The 20,912-nt window shown below is 61.1% G+C and carries 17 protein-coding genes; 13 read left to right on the top strand and 4 right to left on the bottom strand.

Annotated elements, in window-relative coordinates:
* Positions 1 to 111: 111 nt before the first annotated feature.
* From P0D96_RS20710 to P0D96_RS20720, 3 genes are all read right to left on the bottom strand, one after another.
* Positions 112 to 2,610: an acyl-CoA dehydrogenase gene (locus P0D96_RS20710; RefSeq protein WP_408175739.1), complete on the bottom strand. Its 2,499-nt coding sequence runs from the start codon at positions 2,608 to 2,610 to the stop codon at positions 112 to 114.
* A gap of 493 nt (positions 2,611 to 3,103) precedes the next feature.
* Positions 3,104 to 3,970, bottom strand: a complete 867-nt coding sequence (locus P0D96_RS20715) for a TetR/AcrR family transcriptional regulator (RefSeq protein WP_408175738.1) — start codon at positions 3,968 to 3,970, stop codon at positions 3,104 to 3,106.
* A gap of 359 nt (positions 3,971 to 4,329) precedes the next feature.
* Complete coding sequence (locus P0D96_RS20720; protein ID WP_132374926.1) at positions 4,330 to 5,550, bottom strand: MFS transporter; 1,221 nt, start codon at positions 5,548 to 5,550, stop codon at positions 4,330 to 4,332.
* Positions 5,551 to 5,951: 401 nt separating this feature from the next.
* Between P0D96_RS20720 and P0D96_RS20725 the strand changes: the two genes are divergently transcribed.
* The 3 genes from P0D96_RS20725 (at position 5,952) to P0D96_RS20735 (ending at position 8,303) form a co-directional block, all read left to right on the top strand.
* The gene (locus P0D96_RS20725) at positions 5,952 to 6,326 is read left to right on the top strand and encodes an MAPEG family protein (RefSeq protein WP_408175736.1); all 375 of its coding nucleotides are present in this window, start codon (positions 5,952 to 5,954) and stop codon (positions 6,324 to 6,326) included.
* Positions 6,327 to 6,490: 164 nt separating this feature from the next.
* Entirely contained in the window at positions 6,491 to 7,822 is a 1,332-nt protein-coding gene (locus P0D96_RS20730) for a chloride channel protein (RefSeq protein ID WP_408175735.1), read from the top strand.
* Positions 7,823 to 7,979: 157 nt separating this feature from the next.
* Positions 7,980 to 8,303, top strand: coding sequence for a hypothetical protein (locus P0D96_RS20735; protein ID WP_408315059.1), 324 nt, complete (start codon positions 7,980 to 7,982; stop codon positions 8,301 to 8,303).
* Between the two features lie 93 nt (positions 8,304 to 8,396).
* Here P0D96_RS20735 and P0D96_RS20740 read toward each other — a convergent pair whose 3' ends face one another.
* Complete coding sequence (locus P0D96_RS20740) at positions 8,397 to 9,305, bottom strand: helix-turn-helix domain-containing protein (RefSeq protein ID WP_408175732.1); 909 nt, start codon at positions 9,303 to 9,305, stop codon at positions 8,397 to 8,399.
* A 266-nt stretch (positions 9,306 to 9,571) separates the two neighbouring features.
* Between P0D96_RS20740 and P0D96_RS20745 the strand changes: the two genes are divergently transcribed.
* The 10 genes from P0D96_RS20745 (at position 9,572) to P0D96_RS20790 (ending at position 20,866) form a co-directional block, all read left to right on the top strand.
* The gene (locus tag P0D96_RS20745; RefSeq protein WP_408175731.1) at positions 9,572 to 10,630 is read left to right on the top strand and encodes a porin; all 1,059 of its coding nucleotides are present in this window, start codon (positions 9,572 to 9,574) and stop codon (positions 10,628 to 10,630) included.
* Between the two features lie 340 nt (positions 10,631 to 10,970).
* Positions 10,971 to 12,227 carry an MFS transporter gene (locus P0D96_RS20750; RefSeq protein ID WP_408315061.1) on the top strand — a complete coding sequence of 419 codons (1,257 nt, stop codon included), beginning with the start codon at positions 10,971 to 10,973 and terminating at the stop codon, positions 12,225 to 12,227.
* 70 nt (positions 12,228 to 12,297) lie between these two features.
* Positions 12,298 to 13,146, top strand: a complete 849-nt coding sequence (locus P0D96_RS20755) for a dihydroorotate dehydrogenase electron transfer subunit (protein ID WP_408175729.1) — start codon at positions 12,298 to 12,300, stop codon at positions 13,144 to 13,146.
* Positions 13,139 to 14,089 (top strand): dihydroorotate dehydrogenase, encoded by a 951-nt coding sequence (locus tag P0D96_RS20760; RefSeq protein ID WP_132374919.1) that lies wholly within the window; start codon positions 13,139 to 13,141, stop codon positions 14,087 to 14,089. Before P0D96_RS20755 ends, P0D96_RS20760 begins: the two co-directional genes overlap by 8 nt.
* Before the next feature lie 89 nt (positions 14,090 to 14,178).
* Positions 14,179 to 15,432 (top strand): allantoate amidohydrolase, encoded by a 1,254-nt coding sequence (locus tag P0D96_RS20765; protein ID WP_408175727.1) that lies wholly within the window; start codon positions 14,179 to 14,181, stop codon positions 15,430 to 15,432.
* A 27-nt stretch (positions 15,433 to 15,459) separates the two neighbouring features.
* Positions 15,460 to 16,515: a dihydroorotase gene (gene pyrC, locus P0D96_RS20770; protein WP_408175725.1), complete on the top strand. Its 1,056-nt coding sequence runs from the start codon at positions 15,460 to 15,462 to the stop codon at positions 16,513 to 16,515.
* Between the two features lie 23 nt (positions 16,516 to 16,538).
* Positions 16,539 to 18,008, top strand: coding sequence for an aspartate ammonia-lyase (aspA, locus tag P0D96_RS20775; protein ID WP_408175724.1), 1,470 nt, complete (start codon positions 16,539 to 16,541; stop codon positions 18,006 to 18,008).
* A 37-nt stretch (positions 18,009 to 18,045) separates the two neighbouring features.
* Positions 18,046 to 18,732: an orotate phosphoribosyltransferase gene (locus P0D96_RS20780; protein WP_342960498.1), complete on the top strand. Its 687-nt coding sequence runs from the start codon at positions 18,046 to 18,048 to the stop codon at positions 18,730 to 18,732.
* 67 nt (positions 18,733 to 18,799) lie between these two features.
* Entirely contained in the window at positions 18,800 to 19,393 is a 594-nt protein-coding gene (locus tag P0D96_RS20785; protein WP_408315065.1) for a response regulator transcription factor, read from the top strand.
* Positions 19,394 to 19,762: 369 nt separating this feature from the next.
* Positions 19,763 to 20,866, top strand: a complete 1,104-nt coding sequence (locus tag P0D96_RS20790; RefSeq protein WP_408315067.1) for a porin — start codon at positions 19,763 to 19,765, stop codon at positions 20,864 to 20,866.
* Positions 20,867 to 20,912: the final 46 nt, after the last annotated feature.

Raw genomic sequence — 20,912 nt, forward strand, 5'->3', positions numbered from 1 at the left:
AGACGCCTCGAAGGAAATCTCCCCGAGGGGCGTCGAACGTGTGTCAGTGTGCACCGAGTTCGGCGCCCGCGGCGCGCCTTGCCCGGATGTTTTTTTAAGCCGGCGCCGAACTCAGGCCGCGAGCCCCAGCGCCTTTTCCAGCGTCTCCTTGCGCTTTTGCAGATTGGCGAGCATGTCGAAGTCGGCGGGGAAGTCGTCCACCTTCACGACTTGCGCGCCGTAACGCGCGTAGTCGTCGAGCACGCGCCGGTCGTCGGCGTCGATCAGGCCTTTCTTCTGCGCCGCGTCGGTCCAGGCAGCCAGTTGCGGCAGGCTCTGCGGCATCGGTTCGAGCAGGCCTTGCTTGGCCGCGTCGCGCAGCTTCTGCTCGATCTGCGTGAAGCGCGGGTTCAGCTCGAACACCAGCTCGCCGTAGCCGAGCGCGTCGACATGCGGATGCGGCACGTATGAATCGGACAGCAGACGATTGCGCGCGTCGCCCGGCGTTTGCATCAGTTCGGCGATCTCGCTGCCGAGTTGGTCGGACGGCTCGCGGTAGGGCAATCCGAACGGGAACGCGAGCACGCGCACGAGACCGGCGGCGAGGCGGTTCGGATAGTTGGCGAGCACGCCGTCGAGCGCGTGCTGCGCCTTGTACAGCGAATCCTCGACACCCCAGCGGACCAGCGGCAGGTCTTCTTGCTGACGGCCTTCGTCTTCGAAACGCTTGAGCGTGGCGGAGATCAGATAAAGCTGGGACAGCACGTCGCCCAGACGCGCTGAGATGCGCTCGCGGCGTTTCAGATCGCCGCCGAGCACGAACATCGAGACATCGGCGAGCAGTGCGAACGCGGTGGACAGGCGGGTGGCCGCGCGGTAGTACGCATGCAGCGGCGCGTGGGCCGTGCGCGGTTTGGCGATGAAGGCGCCGCCCGTTACGCCATAAACGAAACTGCGCACCACGTTGGAGAGCGTGAAGCTGACGTGGCCGAAGAACGCCTCGTCGAAATCGCGCAGCGCCCTGGCGTGGTCCGTTTCGCGCGTGGCGGCCATTTCCTTCAGCACATACGGATGACAGCGAATCGCGCCCTGGCCGAAGATGATCAGGCAACGCGTGAGAATGTTGGCGCCTTCCACGGTGATCGAGATCGGCACCTGCTGATAGGCGCGCGCGAGAAAGTTCGACGGCCCCATGCAGATGCCCTTGCCGGCGGTGATATCCATGCCGTCGTTGATGACCATGCGGGCGCGCTCGGTGATGTGATACTTCGCGATCGCCGAGATCACTGAAGGCTTTTCGCCGAGGTCCACCGCGTGCGCCGACAGGCGGCGCGCGGCGTCCATCACGTACAGGTTGCCGCCCATGCGGCCGAGCGCTTCCTGCACGCCCTCGAACTTGCCGACGGCGGTGCGGAACTGGCGGCGAACCGCGGCGTAGGCGCCGGTGCCGCGCACAGCGATCTTCGCCATGCCCACATTCGACGACGGCAGCGAAATCGCCCGGCCCGCCGCGAGACATTCCATCAGCATGCGCCAGCCGTTGCCGACCTGCGCGCGCCCGCCGATCACCCAGTCGAGCGGAATGAACACGTCCTTGCCCGAGTTCGGGCCGTTCTGGAACACGGCATTGAGCGGCCAGTGACGGCGGCCGATGTTCACGCCCGGATGGTCGGTCGGAATCAGCGCGCAGATGATGCCGGGTTCGTCCTCCGTGCCCAGCAGATGGTCGGGATCGAGCGCGCGAAAGGCGAGGCCGAGCACGGTCGCAATCGGGCCGAGCGTGATGTAGCGCTTGTCCCACGTGACGCGAAAGCCGAGTGTCTCGCGGCCTTCGAACGTCCCCTTGCACACGATGCCGACGTCCGGAATCGCCGCCGCGTCGGAACCGGCGTAGGGGCTCGTCAATGCGAAGCAGGGGATTTCCTCGCCGCGTGCGAGGCGCGGCAGGTAGTGGTTTTTCTGCTCGTCGGTGCCGTAGTGCAACAGCAGTTCGGCGGGGCCGAGCGAATTCGGCACCATCACCGAAACGGCGGCGGCCGAGCAGCGCGTGGCGAGCTTCATGATGACCTGCGAATGCGCGTAGGCGGAGAACTGCTTGCCGCCGTACTGCTTCGGAATGATCATGCCGAGAAAGCCGCGTTCCTTGATGTACTGCCAGGTTTGCGGCGACAGGTCCTGCCAGACCATGGTGGTTTCCCAGTCGTTCGCGAGATCGCAGAGTTGCTCGCATTCGACGTCAAGGAACGACTGTTCTTCCGCCGTCAGCGTGGCGGGACCGTAGCCGAGCAACGAGTCCCAATGCGGGCGGCCCGAGAACAGTTCGGCGTCCCACCAGACCGTGCCGGCTTCGATCGCGTCGCGCTCGGTCGGCGACATCTCCGGCAGGATCTTGCGGAAGATGTCGAGCACGGGCTTGGCAAGCCACGTGCGGCGCAGCGGTTTAAGCGCGAGCACGAGGGCAGGGAGGACGAATACGATGGCGAGCAGCGTCGTGGCCACCGCACCCGCGGCTCCGCTGACATGCGCGGCCGCCACCCACACGATCATGAAGGCAAGCCACCATGCCGCGCGCGCCTGAACGTAGACGAGCGCGAACGCGGCAATGACGAGTACCAGGATGAACCACGGCATGACGTTTCCTCCTCTTTCGATGGTGCGAGCGAACGCGTCCACGTAGGGCGGACGGTTCGCGTTCTATTGATTTTCTGCCTCATGCTCGCGCTGCCGCGCCGCGCCGCGCCGCGCGTTAGCGTGTTGCCTGCGTCTGCCTGCGTCTGCCTGCGTCTGCCTGCCTCGCCGCGCGTGCTGCATTTGCTTTTGCGTGTCGTATGTGCAGTTCGACAGCGCGGCGTCGCTTAGGTGCGGGACTTAGACGTGCTGCTCAGGTATGCGGCGTTCATGGTGGTCGGCTGCCTTCTTGCTGAGTGTTGACGGAGTACTTGTTGCCTGTCTGGCGCTGACCGGTAGTGTAGGCATTGCCGGTCGATTACGGGTTCGAAGCTGCGGCATGCTTACTATTGCGCGGGTTGCCTGCACGGTGCGGTAGTGATCCGTCTGCCCGCTCTCACGGGCGCCGCGTGCGGGTGACGGCTCATGACGGCGCGCTGCCCGCCGCGCTCGATCGTTAAGCTGTGCGGTGAAATGCGTGCTGACGCGAACCTGCTTCCATGTCGCCGTCACGATGTTCACCTTCCGATACGGCCGGTGAGGGCGACTCCGATCCGCCTCCAGTGTGTGCCGCGCTCGTGCCTTCCGCGCCGCCGTCTCCGGCGCACTCCGTGCCGCCGTCGCTGGCATCGCCGAGTACCGCGGCGAACGCGGCGAGTTGTGTGCCGTCGGGCAACGGCGCCTTGAGCGCGGCCACCATCAGCGAGGCGAGGCGTGCGATGAGTTGCAGGTCGTTCATCGACTTGCCCTGCGAGAACTCGGAAATCAGGCTGTCCGTGTCGGTGCCGGCCAGCACGCCCGACAGCGCGCCGATCGCGAAGTGCAGACGCCAGCCGAGTTCCTCGCGCGGCAGATGCGGCAACGCGCGCTGGAACGCGTCGAAAAAACGCACCGCTACTGAGGCGTAGTGCCCGTTGAGAAAGTCGCGAATGAACGACGACGGATCGGTATAAGCGCGGCCGAGCAAACGCAGAAACGCCTTGCCGCCGACGCGCGGATCGCGCGACAGGCGCAGCGCCGGAATGAACATCGCGCCGAGCACGTGCTCGCAGGTCAGGCGCTCGCCGAGCATGGTGTCGAAGCGATCGAGCAGCTTGAGCCGCTCCTGGTTGAGGTGGTCGAGGCGGCGCGACAGCATCGAGTGAATCAGCGATTCCTTGCTGCCGAAGTGATAGTTCACTGCCGCAAGATTGACTTCGGCGCGCGAAGTAATCTGGCGTAACGACATGGCCTCATAGCCGCATTCGATAAAGAGTGTTTCGGCGGCGTCGAGGATGCGGGACTTGGTGTCGCCGGCATGCCGGCCTGTTGTGCGAACTGCCATATCGCGTCTCCCAGTTACCGGGCGTCCGGCCCGCAAACAAGCAATTCAAATGCTTATTTGAAACGGCTGTTTTTTTCAGGATAAGAAGAAATGAGGTGTGCGATCAAGGGGTCACAGTCGACTAACTCCTCTAGAAGACCTGATGAAGGTAGACTTTCCCTGCTCGCGGCGCGTCAAACCGCGTGGAAATAAAAAAGGCCGTTCCGATGGAAATCGGAACGGCCTCGTGTTGCTCGCTACCTTGTTTGGCCTTGCTGCTATTTGCTCACGCGTGCTCTGCGTCGCGCGGCGGTTCGCGCCGCCTTTGCGCCTATTGTTCCCGATAACGCGTCGGCAAAATAGCTGTTTGGTTCGAACGCTTAAACCCGTGCCGCAACCTGCTTGGCCGACTGTGTCATGTCGATGCCGCGGCGCTCGCGGCTGAACGGAATCAGCGCGGCAATCACCACTGCCACGATACCGATCACGACCGCCATGATGAGCGCGTAGTTGTTGCCGTGCGCTTCGGCGGCGCTCGCCTGCAACGGTCCGTTCACCGACGCGATCAGATTGCCGAGCTGATACACGAGACCGGGGAACGTCGCGCGAATTTCATCGGGCGAGATTTCGTTCAGGTGCACCGGAATCACCCCCCATGCGCCCTGCACGGAGATCTGCATCAGGAAGGCGCCCACCGCGAGCAGCACCGGCGTGGTCGAGAAGGCCCACAGCGGCAGCACCGGCAACGCGATCAACGCCGCAATGAAGATCGCGCGCTTGCGGCCGATCTTTTCCGACAATGCGCCGAAGAACAGGCCGCCGCAAATCGCGCCGATGTTCAGCACGATCGTGATCCACGACACCGTGTGCGCGTCGAACTGATGCTGCACCCGCAGGAAGGTCGGATACAGATCTTGTGAGCCGTGCGAGAAGAAATTGAACGCGGTCATCAGAATGATCGCGTACAGCGACAGCTTGACGTTCTGCCTGAGCGTGGCGACGAGACCCGGACGCGCTTTCTTTTCGAGCGTCTTGAAGGCCGGCGATTCCGGCACGTGCGCCCGCACATACAGCACGAGCAACGCCGGCAGTACGCCGACGAAGAACATGCCGCGCCAGCCGATGTACTGATAGAACACGCCGAACACGACCGAGGCGAGCAGATAGCCGCTCGGATAGCCGGCCTGCAGCAGACCCGAGACGATGCCGCGCGACTTCGGCGGCACGGTTTCCATGGTCAGTGCGCCGCCGACGCCCCATTCGCCGCCCATCGCGATGCCGAACAGCGCGCGCAGCACGAGCAGAGTGGCCAGGTTCGGCGAAAAGCCGGACAGTAATTCCAGCAGGGAGAAACACGCGATATTGACCATCAGCGTGGGACGGCGGCCGTACTTGTCGGCGAGCCAGCCGAAAATCAATGCGCCGAGCGGACGCATCACCAAGGTCAGCATGATGCCGAAGGCGACTTCGGGGATTTTTGTATTGAACTCCGCCGCAATATCTTTCAATACGAACACCATTAGAAAGAAATCGAATGCGTCGAGTGTCCAGCCCAGATAGGCAGCGATCGTGACGTTTCTCTGTTCCCGTGTCCAGCTCATTGATTGTTCTCCTGGTTCTCCAATCACCCGTGTTTGACGACAGGTGGCTCCGCAGCCCCGCACGCCCCGTGGCATGGGCTTCGAGCGAGTGTACGCCGACTGTTAAACGCTTGCATGAATGAACGCGCGTTTATCCGTATTAATCCCTGGAGCAGATTTCATGCAGCGTGCCCTTTATGTTGGCTAAATGTAATTATTGTATTAATGGTGTGTGTGATTTAGTTTGTTATTTGTAATCTATTTCGGATGTGATTTTCTTGCTGATCCGGTCATTTTGAGTTTAGTGATTCGCCTATCGGCAGAAGTGACGCTCGCGGAATTCCAGTTGGCGGCGGTGCGGGCCCGCGGGTATAACAGCGGCTCGCGGCATTTCGTGCCGTGCATACAAGGGAGACCAACCTATGACAATTCCGCATTTATGCCTGCTCATCGTGGCGCTGTTGCCGTTTCCGTGGACCATGCTGGCGAAAGTCAGCAAGCGCTACGACAATCGCACGCCACGCGCTTATCTTGCCGGTCTCGAAGGCTGGCGCGCGCGGGCACATGCGGCGCATCAGAACGCGTGGGAAGCGCTGGCGATGTTCACCGCCGCGATCGTCGTGGCGGGACAGGCGGGCGGATCAGGTACGTGGATCAACTGGCTGGCGATCACGTTTGTCGTCGCACGTGTGTTGCACGGCGTGCTGTATGTCGCGAATCTCGCGTCGCTGCGGTCGCTGGTCTGGTTTGTCGGCGTCGCGTGCGTGGTGTCGATGTTCTTCGTTTCCACTCGCTAATTCTGTGCGATGGCATCGCGCCGGTCGCGCGGTGCGACCGGAGAAGCGCCATTTTAAATATATGCAACTGGCGCATCAGTCGAGCTGAAAAATCAATTTGATTCATGTTGCGTCGCGGAATACCATGGTCGTCATCCCACTTAACTCGCTTTTGTCGACGCGCCATGTCAGTCAAATCAATCACTTCGGAGCCTGTACGCCGCGAGTCCAGTCCGTTTGCCGTGATCGCCGCGGTCACGTTGCTCACGGGTATCGGCGCCGGTCTCGGCGGCATGCTGCTCGCGTTGCTGCTGCACGGCATCCAGCATCTTGCATATGGCTACAGCGTGACGCACGTGATCAGCGCCGAGAGTTTTCTACAGGGCGTCAGTGGTGCCGCCCCCGAACGCCGCCTGCTCGTGCTGACGATTTGCGGCCTGGTGGCGGGATTCGGCTGGTGGGCGCTATATCGATTCGGCCGGCCGCTCGTGAGCATTCGCCAGGCCGTCAAATCCGACGATCCGCGCATGCCCGTAATGAGCACGACAATCCATGCAGTGCTGCAGATCGTCACCGTGGCGCTCGGCTCGCCGCTCGGCCGCGAAGTCGCGCCGCGTGAGATCGGCTCGGCGTTCGCCGGCTGGCTGTCGCGCCGCGCGGGGCTGTCGGTCGCGCAGAGCCGGATCATGGTGGCGTGCGGCGCGGGCGCCGGTTTGGCCGCGGTCTATAACGTGCCGCTCGGCGGCGCGGTGTTCGTGCTCGAGGTCTTGCTGGGCACCTTCGGCTGGCCCGCACTGGTGCCGGCCATCGTGACCTCGTCGGTGGCCGCGTTGGTCGCGCAACTGGGACTGGGCAACGAACATCAATATCTCGTGCCGTCGATGACGCTGAGCCCCACGCTCGTGGTCTGGTCCGTGGTGTGCGGTCCGATCTTCGGCGTGGCGGCGTGGAGCTTCACGGAACTGATGAATCGCTCGCGTGCGGCCGCGCCGAAGAACTGGCGACTACCGGTGTTGTCGCTGCTGAACTTCGCGATGATCGGCGTCCTCGCGATGCATTTCCCGCAGTTGCTCGGCAATGGCAAGGGACCTGCGGGACTGGCATTCGATGGCGGCTTGACCATCAGTCTCGCCGCGATGCTGCTGGTGCTGAAGGTGGTCATCACCGCGAGCAGTTTGCGCGCCGGCGCCGAAGGTGGCGTGCTCACACCGGGGCTCGCGAATGGCGCGCTGCTGGCGATCGTGCTCGGCGGATTGTGGAGCCTCGTGTGGCCGGGGGCGTCGTTGGGCGCATTCGCGGTGGTCGGCGCAACGGCGTTTCTCGCTGCCTCGATGCAGATGCCGATTACGGCCGTGGTGCTCATGTTCGAATTCACCCGCGTAAGCCAGGATTTTCTGATTCCGGTGTTGTTTGCCGTGGGCGGCGCGCTGTTGGGTTTTCGTGCGTGTGCAAAGTGGGCGCCTGCAATGCAGTCGAACTTTGGGTTTAGCTGGAGTGGCGTGAGCAAAGCGCGATAAGGCTTGTGCTATTCGTGACGACGCGGGTTGAGCGCAGCACGGCCAAACGCCGCTCGGCCGGTTGTCTTTTTTTTTAGACGGGAGCATGATGTGGTCTCCGGCACGTCTGCATGGCTCATGCAGCGTTGTCGCATCATTGTCGATTGAGGGACGCAAAATGAATCTTCAGCTCGCAAGCGTGTGGCTCGAGCGCTCACACGTCGGCTTCTCTGACATCCGCCATTTCGCATCGCAGTGTCGCGACGCAGCCGCCGCTTCGGGGCGTGAATCGGCGGCTCTCGTGCTACTTGCGGAGCGGGCGAACGCTTTTAGCGAACGTCACGAGGGCGTTGCCGTATCCACCGGTTTGGTCGATGAATTTCTCGCTGAGTTGCGGAACGATACAAAGGCACTGAAAGAGGCCAGCGAAGCCTCGGATGCCGCTTTTCTCGAGGCCCTCAACGCGTTCGCCGCGAAGGTGGCGCCGGCCATGGTCGTCTGACCTGGCGGCGTGCATCTGAAAAATTGTTGTTAGCGCCGGCCGTATCATCCGGCGCTAACAGCGGCCGCGGCGAGGTCGGGGCATCCTACGGGATTAACCGCGATCGAGTAGCAGTTGCAGGAGCTTCGCGCCGTCGCGCCCTTTGGCGGAACCGGCCCACACGCGCTCGATCAGGCCGCGGTACATCGCGACAGCATCGGCTGACGTTGTAATCGTCGCAATACCGGTTCGCACATTCGGGAGTTCGCCAAGGCGAAAGGGCGATACCGCTACATGCTGGCTGCCCGGTTCCTCGAAAATCTGGAAGGTCTCACTCGGCAGATTGTCGGTCACGATACCGACCTGGACACCGATAGGGTCGCTGTTCAACACCTCGATCATGTGTGCGACTTCCTTGCGTGCCGCAAGTTTTCGCTCGAGTTGCACGCCTGAAGGCAGGCCTAAACGGCCCACCAGCCCATGGTGCAGGAACTGCTCAATCTGCCGGAGACCAATCAGGCTGAGGATGCTAGGACGCTGCTGTTCGAACACCTTGCGCCGTGCGGCCAGAATTTTCAGAACGTCGCTGTTGATCCGCTTTGAGCTTTCTCCGACCAGTTCGTCGGGCACGCTCTCGTCAAGCATGGAGCGCAGATGCTGCGGGTACGCTTCAGAGGTAAGCAGGAATGAAATCGGATCGAAGTTGGCGAGGATGCGCGTCGAGCGTGATTCGAGCTGGCGCATGCGCTCGAAGTAACTGACCGCGGAGTCGTGGTACTCGGACTCAACCCCGAGCAGATTGGGAAGCGTCACTTCCAGCAGCGCTGCCAGACGCTCGAGCGTTTCAATCTTGACGATTTCACCACGTTCGAGGTTGTAGACGGCGGCGCGGGAAATTGCGAGCCGTTCAGCAATGTCGTCGGAGCGAAGTCCGCGAGCCATGCGATAGGCGCGAAGGCGCTCGCCGATAGCGAGGAAGTCGAAAGTGGGCGCTGTTTTGCGGAAACCTAGAACTTCGGCCACGATACATCCTCGTATAAAAATCCAAACGAATTGTACCTCAAGGCGTCGTCAAAGCTGCATTACCAGGGAAGATACTGAGGCGTTTTTGGCAAAATTCTAGAGTTTTTGCTTTTTTGTACACTTGTCGTTTTATTTAGACGGTCGCAAGATTCTCATGTGACGTTCGCCCGACGGCGCGTCACAGATGCCCGGTGCGCGTTCGCGATGTCGACGACGCAAACCGGAAGACCACGCGGCTGTCAGCTGAAACGAACAAGAGGCTTTTCATGTCTGGTGCAAAATTCAAACTCCTGCCGAGTCTTTGTCTCTTCGGCACTGCCGCGCTGAGCGCTCCGGCGTTCGCGCAATCCTCGGTGCAGCTTTACGGCCTGGTCGACGCGTTTGTCGGCTCCGTCAAAAACCCTGGCGCCCATGCGGCCGTGGTGACTCAAGGGGGCGGGCTGTCCACGTCTTTTTGGGGGCTTCGCGGGACAGAGGACCTGGGCGGCGGCTATTCCACATTCTTCGTGCTCGAGAGCTATTTCCAGCCGCAGAACGGCACGTACGGCCGCTTCACAAACGACAGTTTCTTCTCTCGCAACGCGTACCTCGGCATTGCCACGCCGTATGGTTCCATTCGTGCGGGGAGGCTGACAACGCCTCTGTACATTTCAACGATCAACCTCAATCCGTTCTTCAACTCCTATACGTTCTCTCCGTGGATTTTCCACACGTATAAGGGGCTCGGTCCGCAGGGCGTCGTGGGCGATTCCGGCTGGAACAACGCCGTAGCCTATTCGTCGCCGACCATCGGCGGCCTGAACGGTACCGTGATCTATTCGTTCGGTAACACGGCGGGTGACGCCGGTGCGCACAAGTGGGGTGGAACGCTCAACTATGCGAACGGCCCGGTCGTGCTGGCGGCCAACTATCAGTACATCAACTACAGCAGTGTAGCGGGCGACATCGCGACGGCGTTGCCGGCTATACCCGGTCTCAAGAGCCAGGAGACGATTCAACTCGACGGGTCGTACAACTTCAATGTTGTTCGCGTATTCGCCGGCTTCATGAACATCCGCGACAAGGCGACGCTGGGTACGACAACGACCAACTCGGAACAGCTTGGCGTCTCGATTCCCGTGGGCGTGGGGTCGGTGCTCGGAGACTTTGTGTATTCGAAGTCGACGGGGCCGAACAGTGGTGACGTTCACCGCACCACCTGGGCGGTCGGATACGACTATCCGCTCTCCAAGCGTACCGATGTGTACGCGGCGTTCAAATACGACCACTACGCTAGCCAGTCCACGGGACTGACATACGGCGCAGGCCTTCGCCACAACTTCTGAGTGCGTGGCGCGACCGCCGTTCAGCCAATTCGCGCTTACGGGTTTTCACTAACGGAAATCGCGTTGCAGGGTGCGCCAAAAGCGCGTAGTCTAAATATTTAGACGGGCCTCTGAACCAACGGAGTTCAGCGGCCGAGACAGCCACCTTTCTATGTAGTTCAAGACCCGGGACGTCACTACACAGCGCATTGCGGTGAAGTTTCCCCGATTTGAGTCGTTCGGGATGATTTCAGGCGCGCTGATCGTCTATTTTTTTGTACGAATAGCGTTGTGGTTGACGCTCGGGTCCACAAAGACCGTTTTCGAATCGCAGGAAAGGAAGTCTCCACTGGAGGAAGTCATGGAAGCAAATGCAAGGGCGGCAGGGCACGGTGCCAGCGCGCCAGTCGGGGCGGACGAACGTCCCAGCAAGTACGCCTGGAAAGCACTGGCCGGTTCGGCGATCGGTTACGCGATGGACGGATTCGACCTGCTCATTCTTGGGTTCATGCTGCCTGCCATCGCGTTGGATCTGCATCTGAGCACGCATCAGTCGGGTGCGCTGGTCACGTGGACGCTGATTGGCGCGGTGGGTGGTGGCATTCTGTTCGGCGCGCTATCGGACCGGTTCGGCCGCATCCGGGTTCTGACGTGGACCATCGTGATTTTTGCGCTCTTCACCGGGATGTGTGCCTTCGCTCACGGCTTCTGGGATTTGCTGGGCTACCGGACAGTCGCGGGTATCGGTCTGGGTGGTGAGTTCGGAATCGGCATGGCGCTGGCCGCTGAAGCATGGCCTGCAAGACATCGCGCGCGCGTGTCGTCGTATGTCGCGCTCGGCTGGCAGAGCGGCGTGCTTGCAGCCTCTCTACTCACGCCGCTGCTGCTTCCGCATATCGGCTGGCGCGGCATGTTCCTGCTTGGCGTGGCGCCGGCACTCGTTGCATGGGTCGTGCGCAACAAGCTGCATGAGCCTGAAGTGTTCGTGCGGAGTGCGAAGACATCAGCCAGGAAGCCTAACGCCTTCAGGCTGCTCATCGCCGACGGACGCACCGCCCGCACGAGTCTCGGCATCGTCATTCTGTGTTCGGTCCAGAACTTCGGCTACTACGGCATCATGATCTGGCTACCGACTTACCTCGCCAGGACGCTTGGATTTGGTCTCACCAAGTCGGCGCTCTGGACGTCGGTGACCATCGTCGGAATGATGGTCGGCGTCTATATCTTCGGCCAGCTGGCGGACCGCATTGGACGCAAGCCGACCTTCCTGCTCTTCCAGGCTGGCGCGGTGGCGATGGTCATTACCTATTCGAAGCTCTCAGACCCAGGCGTGATGCTGTGGGCCGGCGCGCTCATGGGCATGTTCGTCAACGGAATGATTGGCGGCTACGGTGCCCTGATGTCGGAGGCCTATCCGACAGCGGCGCGCGCTACCGCACAGAACGTCCTTTTCAATGTCGGCCGCGCGGTCGGCGGATTGGGTCCTATCGTCGTAGGTGGTATCGCCGCTGCTTATTCGCTGCAACTCGCGATTGGCCTGCTCGCAAGCATCTATGTGCTCGACATGGTCGCAACGATCTTTCTCATTCCCGAGTTGAAGGGCGCGGAACTGGAATAACCAGACAGTTTGCTGCGAACCGCTCTGTTCCCCTGACCGGTCCGCAGCGTTATCGAAGAGTGGAGTCATCATGTCAGCAAGCCCGTGCGGCGTCGAGAACGCCGCAATTGTCGCTTCCTATCGTTGCAAAGTCGCAGAGCACTACTGGGTCAACCAGCGATACAAGTACATCCGTCTGGAAGCAGACGCGCCCATCGCGCGAATCACGAAGGCTGGGCAGTTCTACCAGCTCAAATGCCCGACTACGCTGGAACACGAACCGTTCCTGCTGCGCCCGATGAGTGTCTATGGTGCGGGTCCCGAAGACAACCGCATCGAGTTTCTCTACAACGTCACGGGCGTTGGTACGAAGGCGATGGCGACCTTGCTCGAAGGCGGTCACATGGACATCGTCGGGCCGTTGGGCAACACCTTCACCTTCAGCGCCAACTATCGCCGCATTCTCGTGGTCGCGCGTGGCGTCGGTCTGGCCACGATGGCTCCGCTCATCAAGGAAGCGTCCCAAGCGGGTGTCGACATCACGGCCGTCATGTCGGCACGCTCGCCGGCCGACCTCATGGAAAAAGAGTTTCTGCGGGGCGCGACGGCGGATGTCCGCAGTGTTTTCGATGCGGACGGAACGTCTTCGGTCGAAGCGATGGAGGTGCTGCTGCGTGAGCTCATCGAGCAGCAGCGTCCTGATGCCGTCTATACCTGTGGGTCGCATCGTCTGTTGATGCTATTGCAGCGCGTCCTTTCCGACTATCCGCGAATCACCGCCGAAGTCGCGATGGAACAACGCATGGCGTGCGGCATGGGCGTTTGTCTTTCATGCGTGCGGCTGTTCGATTGTGACGGTGACCGCAAATTCCTTCGCGTCTGTCGCGAAGGCCCAGTGTTTCCCATCCGCGAGGTGGTTGGGGAGGTGGAATTTGGCTAATTTAACCGCCCGGGTTGGCAACATGATTTTGCGCAACCCCGTCATGCCGGCGTCAGGCTGTTTCGCGATTGAATACCAGGAAGCGCTGGACCTCAATCGTCTTGGCGCGCTCGTGGTGAAGAGCGTGTCGCCAACGTCGCGCGCGGGTAACCCCACGCCGCGCGTGGCGGATAGCTACAGCGGGATGCTCAATTCGATAGGCATCCCGAGCAAGGGGCTCGAGTATTACCGCGAGCATGTGCTGCCGCCGTATCTGAAGTTCGATACGCCGGTTGTCGTTTCCATTTCAGCCGATACCGCCGACGAGTTTGCCGAGGCCTGCGAGGAGATGTCGTTGCCGGAAGTGGCAGCGATCGAGGCGAACATATCGTGCCCGAATCTTGAAGCAGACGGCATGGCGTTCGCCATGCTGCCCGATACGACCTACAAGGCGGTGTCGGCGATTCGCCGGCGCACCGATCACCCGTTCTGGGTCAAGCTCACGCCCAATGCGAGCAATATCGCGGCCGTCGCGCGGGCAGCCGAAGACGCCGGCGCGGACGCCATCGTGATGGGCAACACGGTGCTCGGCATGGCGATCGATGTCCGGACCCGTAAGCCGAAGCTCGGCAATGTGATGGGCGGCCTGTCCGGTCCCGCCATCAAACCTATCGCGGTGCGGCTTGTTCACCAGTGCTATAGGGCTGTGCGGATTCCGATTATCGGCTGTGGCGGTATCCAGACCGCCGAAGACGCCGTCGAATTCATGCTCGCGGGTGCGAGTGCTGTACAGGTTGGAACGGCATCGTTCCGCGACCCGGGCGTCATGCAGAAAATCATCGACGGTCTTGAGGCGTACTGCACGGAAATGGGCGTCGAGAGCATTCGGGACCTGACCGGCCAGGTGAAGCTGGATCGTCAGTTGAGCGACCGCTGGCTGCGGTTTGCACAACAGTCGGGCTGAATCCTCGTTGCGTGAAGGCGGCTCGCTCACCGAGTGCCTTCGGGAAAGTGCCGGATAGCACCGGCACATTGTGCAAATGGACGGGCATCATGGAAATACTTGACCTCACCGGGCTCGCGCAGCAACTCTTCGATGATATTCGCGAACTCTCATCCGACGGTGTAGGTGTCACGCGAGACAGCTATGGCAAAGGCGAGTCCGCAGCGGCCGATTACCTGCGGCACTTTGCCGAGAAGGAAGGGCTGCATGTCGATGTCGACCGCGCCGCCAACCTTATTTTCAGTCTGCCCGAGAGCGACACGCAGCAGCCGGCTGTCTGGGTCGGCTCGCATATGGATTCGGTGCCGCAAGGCGGCAACTTCGACGGCCTCGCCGGCATCATCGCGGGCTTACTCTGCCTGGTTGCGCAGAAGCAGAGTGGTCGAGCGTCGGGTACGCCGCTGCGCGTCATTGCCTTTCGCGGGGAGGAAAGCGCATGGTTCGGCAAGGCTTATATGGGCTCGGGCTCCCTTTTCGGCAAGCTCTCCGCACAGGATCTCGAACTCAAGCATCGAACCTCGGGCAAGTCGCTCGCCAGCTACATGGAGCAGGTTGGCGCGGACACCGCCGCCATTGCGTCTCAGGAAATGCTCTTCGATCAATCCAGCGCCAAAGCGTATCTCGAACTACATATCGAGCAGGGCCCCATCATGGTCGCCCGCAAGATTGCACTCGGGGTGGTGCCGGGCATTCGTGGCAACGTCCGGCATAACCGGATTACCTGTGTCGGCGAGGCGGGTCACTCGGGCGCAGTCCCTCGCTGGCTGCGTCACGATGCGATGTTCGCCGTGGCGGACCTGATCACCAGGCTGGACGAACACTGGCGCGTGCTGCTCGAGCGCGGCATAGACCTCGTCGTGACGACGGGCATCGTGGGTACGGACCCGTCCGAGCATTCCATCTCGCGTATTCCGGGCACGGTGCACTTCAGCTTCGAAGCGCGCAGCAAGAGCCATGACACGCTCGAAGGGTTCTACCAGTTGATGCGTACCGAGTGCGCGTCGATTTCACGCGAACGTGGCGTGCAATTCGAATTCGACCGGCGCCTGGAGTCTTCGCCCGCCACGATGGACGAGAAGATTTGCGCCGCGCTCGCCGCGTCTTGCGAGCGCATGGCGACGCCCTACGAAACCGTGCCTAGCGGCGCGGGGCACGACGCGTCGCTGTTTGCAAACGCGGGTATTCCCAGCGGCATGCTGTTCATCCGCAACGAGAACGGCTCCCACAATCCGCATGAAGCGATGGACATCGACGATTTCATGCTTGGCGTGCGTGTGCTTGCCGACACCATCGACCATCTCTAACGAGTCCGCTCAGGTCAAGGAACAGTCATGGTTCAGTCAATTACCATCCGGCGCCCGGATGACATGCATCTGCATTTGCGCGATGACGCGATGCTTCGCACCGTGCTGCCGTTTTCGGCGCGCCAGTTCGGCCGCGCCATCGTGATGCCCAACCTCAAACCGCCGGTTACGACGGTAGCAGCCGCGCGAGCCTATCGCGAGCGCATCCTCGAAGCATTGCCCGCAGGCTCTGCATTCGAGCCGTTGATGACATGCTACCTGTGTGACGACACCGACCCTGCGGAAATCCGGAAGGGATTCGAGGCGCGCGTGTTCACGGCGGTGAAGCTGTATCCCGCCGGCGCCACGACGCATTCCGAGTACGGCGTGACCGGCATCGACAAGGTCGCAAGCGTGCTCGATGTCATGCAGGAACTGGGCATGCCGCTTCTCATTCACGGTGAAAGCACCGACCCGGCTATCGATGTTTTCGACAAGGAGACTGTGTTCATTGAGCGCACGCTCAAGCCCTTGCTCGACAGGTTTCCGGCGCTCAGGGTCGTGCTCGAGCACATTACCACCGAAGAGGCCGCTGACCTTGTTGACGCGGACACCAGTGGCCGGCTCGCGGCGACCATCACACCGCAGCATCTGCTTTTGAACCGGAACGCGATGTTCACCGGGGGATTGCGGCCGCATTACTACTGTTTGCCGGTCCTCAAGCGCGAGCAACATCGACTTGCGCTGCGGCGTGTCGCGACTTCCGGCTCACCGTCGTTTTTTCTCGGCACTGATTCGGCACCGCACGAGCGCGGCGCCAAAGAAGCCGCGTGCGGTTGCGCCGGTATCTTTAGCGCGCCGACAGCCCTTGAGGCCTACCTGACGGTGTTCGACGAAGAACATGCGCTCGACCGCTTTGAGGCCTTCGCAAGCGACAACGGCCGCCGTTTTTATGGCCTTCCACCGAACGAAGGCACCGTGACGCTGACACGAGAACGCAATGACGCGCCACGAAGCGTCGAACTCGGTGACGGCAAATCGATTGAAACATTCATGGGAGGCGGCGAATTGCCCTGGCGCCTCGTCGACCACTCGAACGCCTAGTAAAAGACCCGCCGGAGAGAGCTATGAGCAATCAGGAGTTCCGCGTTGAATATGACCTTCTTGGCGAGCGACAAGTGCCGCAAGAAGCGTACTACGGCGTGCATACGTTACGAGCGAAAGAAAACTTCGAGATTTCGGGGACGACCGTCTCGTGCTATCCCAATCTGATCATCGCACTTGCCGCAGTGAAGCAGGCTGCAGCCGTTGCTAACGCTGAACTCGGCCTGCTGTCGCCAACATTGCGCGATGCGATCGTCGCCGCGTGTATTGAGATACGTGAAGGTCACCTGCATGAGCAGTTCGTCGTGGACGTGATCCAAGGCGGCGCGGGCACTTCGACCAACATGAACGCCAACGAGGTGATCTGCAACCGTGCGCTCGAACTGATGGGCCACAAGCGGGGCGAGTACGCGCATCTTCACCCGAACGAACACGTCAATCTCGCACAAAGCACGAACGACGTTTATCCCACGGCTTTACGCATCGCCACATTCTTTGCCATCGAGCATCTGCTCGAAGCCATGGCGCAACTGCATGCGGCATTCGATGAAAAAGCATTGGAGTTTGCGGGTTTGCTGAAGCTTGGCCGCACGCAACTGCAGGACGCAGTTCCAATGACGCTGGGTCAGGAGTTTTCAACCTACGCGGTCATGCTCGAAGAAGATATGGCGCGTCTGCGTGAGGCGTCGGCGTTGATTCGGGAAATCAACCTCGGTGCCACCGCCATCGGCACAGGCATCACCGCTCACCCCGATTACGCACAGAAGGCGCTCGAAGCGCTGCAACGGATCACGGGTATCGAACTGAGCACAGCGCCAAACCTGATCGAAGCCACGCAGGACTGCGGTGCGTTCGTTCAGATTTCCGGAATGCTCAAGCGTATCGCCGTGAAACTCTCGAAGACCTGTAACGACCTGCGCCTGCTTTCGAGCGGACCACGAGCAGGCTTCGGTGAAATCAACCTGCCGCCGATGCAGGCGGGTTCTTCGATCATGCCCGGCAAGGTCAATCCGGTTATCCCGGAGGTCGTCAATCAGGTGGCGTTCGAGGTGTTTGGAAGCGACATCACCGTGACGTTTGCCGCGGAAGGCGGCCAGCTTCAGCTCAATGCCTTCGAACCGATCATCGCCTATGCGCTGTTTCGCAGTTTCAAACATCTCACTGCGGCGTGCATCACGCTCGCTGACAAGTGTGTGAAGGGTATTACGGCGAATGCCGGGCATCTGCGCGAGACCATGGAGCGCTCGCTCGCGCTGGCCACGGCGCTGAACCCGTACATCGGGTACAAGAATGCGACCTCCGTTGCGGCGGAAGCGCATGCGCACGGCACGACCATCAGGGAAGTCGTGCTTCGTCGACAGTTGATGACCGGCGCGCAACTCGACGAGGCGCTTCGCCCGGAGGCACTCATTCAGCCCCGCATTTACGGCAGCCTTGTCGATCTGATTGCTGCCGCGGGTGCAGGCGCAGAACAGGATGCCGTTGCAAAGTGATTTCAACGCGCAGGCCAACACAAGTATCGGAGTATGTATGTCGATTTCACGCACGGAGCTCGGACTGACCACGACCGTCGCCAGGGCTCTCATCGAAGCCGGTTGTGTTCAGTTCCGCGTCGATGAACCATTCCGCCTGCCATCAGGATGGACTAGCCCGGTCTACATGGATTGCCGGCGGCTCATCTCGTTTCCAAAGCTGCGGCACGCGCTGGTCGGCGAAAGCCTGCAACTGCTGCGTGAGCGTGGTTGTCTCGAGGGCATCGACGCAATTGTCGGCGCGGAGTCGAGTGGCATCGCGATGGCGGCCTGGATTGCGGACGCCCTGCAATTGCCGATGCAGTACGTGCGCAAGAAGGCCAAAGGCCTCGGCCTCTCGACGCAAATCGAAGGCGTGATCGAAACCGGCGACCGCGTACTGTTGATTGACGACCTGATGGCTGCGGGAGAGTCGAAGCGGGAGTTCTGCCGCGCGTTGCACGAAGTCGGCGCGAAGATGAAGGACATCTTCGTGGTATTCGACTACGGCGTGTTCCCGACGGCAGGAATGCTGGACCGCTGGGGAGTGAGCGTCCATTCGCTGGCCAATTGGCACGACGTGCTCGTTGCTGCCAGAAGCGACGGGCTCGTCGACGAACGCTCGCTGAACGAACTGGAAGCGTTTCTCAAGGACCCGGTCGCGTGGTCGCACGCGCATGGCGGAATCGTATGGACGCCGCGTTAAGCCTGTCGGGTGAGGCACGCGCTAACGATAGAGGGGTTTCATGGACTGCGCGAGCGAACTGGTCTATGTGGTCGGCGACGACACACGCGTGCGAGAAGCACTCGCTGCGCTGTTGCGCGCAAACGGAAGAGATGTCCAGATATTCGACTCTGGCGAAGCGTTTCTGGACACGCCGCATCACAACGTCGTTGCATGTCTGATCGTGGATATGAGAATGCCAGGCATGAATGGCCTGGAAGTCCAGAAGCTTGTCGGCATGGACTCTTCGATTCCCGTTATTTTCATTACTGGAAGAGGCGATGTGCCGTCCGCGGTCCTTGCCATGAAGAGCGGGGCTGTCGATTTCCTCACCAAGCCGCTCGATGAGGATGCGTTGATACGCGCGGTCGAGGTGGCGCTTGCCACGGCGCACGTCCTTCGCAAGGAGGCGGAAGAGGCAGCGATGCTGCAGGCGCTCTATCGATCGCTGACGCCTCGTGAGCAGGAACTGTTGCCGTTACTCGCGAGCGGTTTGCTCAACAAGCAGGCGGCAGCCATCCTCGGCATCACCGAATACACCGTGCAGGTGCATCGCGGCAACATCATGAGAAAAATGCAGGCGGGTTCATTTGCCACTCTGGTCAGGCAGGCAAGCAAGCTGCAACTCGAAACATCGCCTTGACGACGTTCTATGCCGCCTGGCTTTTGAAGGTGGACTGCATTGCACCCGCGCATCCGCGGCGTGACGATTCTTGTGACCATTGTTATTGCGGCTCTTCCAGCAGATCCGCAAGCGATTCAGGGTAACCGGCTACAACAAATATGTCATACCAAGTGGCCGCTGCGCCTCGTAGTATGCAGACTCAGAGTGCATTCCCATGTTTGGTACGTCATGGCAGTGCTCAACGATCCGGGCGAATCACAACGAGGGTTGGAGGGAGCGATTGTGTTGGCGGTCCGGCTTTGACTCGTGCCTGACGACGCTATCCATCAGCACAGCGGAGGCTCGGGCAGAAAGGAGAACGAAAGGAGAATCAACCTGGAACCTCTCGTGAAATATCAACTGTGCGGTATCGTCCTGCTCGCGGCCAGCACGGCTGCTTCGGCACAATCGAGCGTGACGCTGTATGGCCGTGTCGATGGCGGTGTCGAATACCTGAATCACATTGCCAACGGCACGGGTGGCAGTTCGAGCCGTTGGAGCGCGGAAGGCGGCGACTGGGGTACCAGCATGCTGGGCTTCAAGGGCACCGAAGATCTCGGTGGCGGCATGTCCGCACTGTTTGACCTCGAAACCGCGCTGCAGATCATGAACGGCACGACTGGCGGCGGCAGGCTCTTCTCGCGCCGCGCGTATGTCGGCCTCAAGAACGAGACGTGGGGCCAGTTGCAGGCCGGGCGCAATCTTTTTATCGACAGCGACGGTGTCTGGGAATTCGATCCGTTCGTGCAGCAGGCCGTGTCGTCGGCTTCGCTCGTGCGCGGGCGCAATTGGCAGCAGACCAGCAACAACGTCGAGTACCACAGCCCGGTCTTTCATGGCTTCGACGTTCAGGGCCAGTATGCCTTTGGCAATCAGGCGAGCGGCTTCAACAACGGCGCCGAAGGCGAGTTCGGCCGCTCGGACGGCATCATGCTCACGTACCATTCACCGCTCTTCGACGTGCGCGGCATCTACGACGAGCTACGCGATTCGAGCGGGCGCTTATCCAACATCTTCACGGCCTCGCGCGAGTATTTCGTCGGTGCGAACGTGCGCGTGCAGAAGTTCAAGATCCAGGCGGCCTACACGCACTACGCGGCGCCCGATTCGCCCGCAGGCGTGGCCGACAGCGCCGACCACTACTGGCTGGGCGCCACCTATCAGGCTACGCCACGCTGGGCCATGACGGCGGCGGGCTTTTATATCCGGGTAGGCGAAGGTACCGGAGATGCTTCGCACGATCCTGGCAGCCATGCCTTGCTCTATGCACTCGGGACCACCTATAACCTAGACTCGCGTACCTTTCTTTACGGGACCGTCGCCTACGTGAACAACAGCAGGAACGGTACGTTCTCGGTGTTCGCGACGCCGCGCGATTCGTCCTCGCCGACGAGCCCGATAGCCGGCGAATCGCAAACCGGCGTGTACGTCGGAATGATGCACACGTTCTGATATGCTTTTTACCGTGCTCCGGCGCGTGAATTCGGCGTCGGTACTG

It is taken from the genome of Paraburkholderia sp. RL17-347-BIC-D (genome assembly GCF_046027915.1).
Taxonomy (GTDB): Bacteria; Pseudomonadota; Gammaproteobacteria; order Burkholderiales; family Burkholderiaceae; genus Paraburkholderia.

What these genes read in the sequence shown, in the direction of transcription:
- P0D96_RS20710 (WP_408175739.1), bottom strand. Translation starts at nt 2,610, where the DNA reads ATGCCGTGGTTCATCCTGGTACTCGTCATTGCCGCGTTCGCGCTCGTC.
- P0D96_RS20715 (WP_408175738.1), bottom strand. Translation starts at nt 3,970, where the DNA reads ATGGCAGTTCGCACAACAGGCCGGCATGCCGGCGACACCAAGTCCCGC.
- P0D96_RS20720 (WP_132374926.1), bottom strand. Translation starts at nt 5,550, where the DNA reads ATGAGCTGGACACGGGAACAGAGAAACGTCACGATCGCTGCCTATCTG.
- P0D96_RS20725 (WP_408175736.1), top strand. Translation starts at nt 5,952, where the DNA reads ATGACAATTCCGCATTTATGCCTGCTCATCGTGGCGCTGTTGCCGTTT.
- P0D96_RS20730 (WP_408175735.1), top strand. Translation starts at nt 6,491, where the DNA reads ATGTCAGTCAAATCAATCACTTCGGAGCCTGTACGCCGCGAGTCCAGT.
- P0D96_RS20735 (WP_408315059.1), top strand. Translation starts at nt 7,980, where the DNA reads ATGAATCTTCAGCTCGCAAGCGTGTGGCTCGAGCGCTCACACGTCGGC.
- P0D96_RS20745 (WP_408175731.1), top strand. Translation starts at nt 9,572, where the DNA reads ATGTCTGGTGCAAAATTCAAACTCCTGCCGAGTCTTTGTCTCTTCGGC.
- P0D96_RS20750 (WP_408315061.1), top strand. Translation starts at nt 10,971, where the DNA reads ATGGAAGCAAATGCAAGGGCGGCAGGGCACGGTGCCAGCGCGCCAGTC.
- P0D96_RS20755 (WP_408175729.1), top strand. Translation starts at nt 12,298, where the DNA reads ATGTCAGCAAGCCCGTGCGGCGTCGAGAACGCCGCAATTGTCGCTTCC.
- P0D96_RS20765 (WP_408175727.1), top strand. Translation starts at nt 14,179, where the DNA reads ATGGAAATACTTGACCTCACCGGGCTCGCGCAGCAACTCTTCGATGAT.
- pyrC (WP_408175725.1), top strand. Translation starts at nt 15,460, where the DNA reads ATGGTTCAGTCAATTACCATCCGGCGCCCGGATGACATGCATCTGCAT.
- aspA (WP_408175724.1), top strand. Translation starts at nt 16,539, where the DNA reads ATGAGCAATCAGGAGTTCCGCGTTGAATATGACCTTCTTGGCGAGCGA.
- P0D96_RS20780 (WP_342960498.1), top strand. Translation starts at nt 18,046, where the DNA reads ATGTCGATTTCACGCACGGAGCTCGGACTGACCACGACCGTCGCCAGG.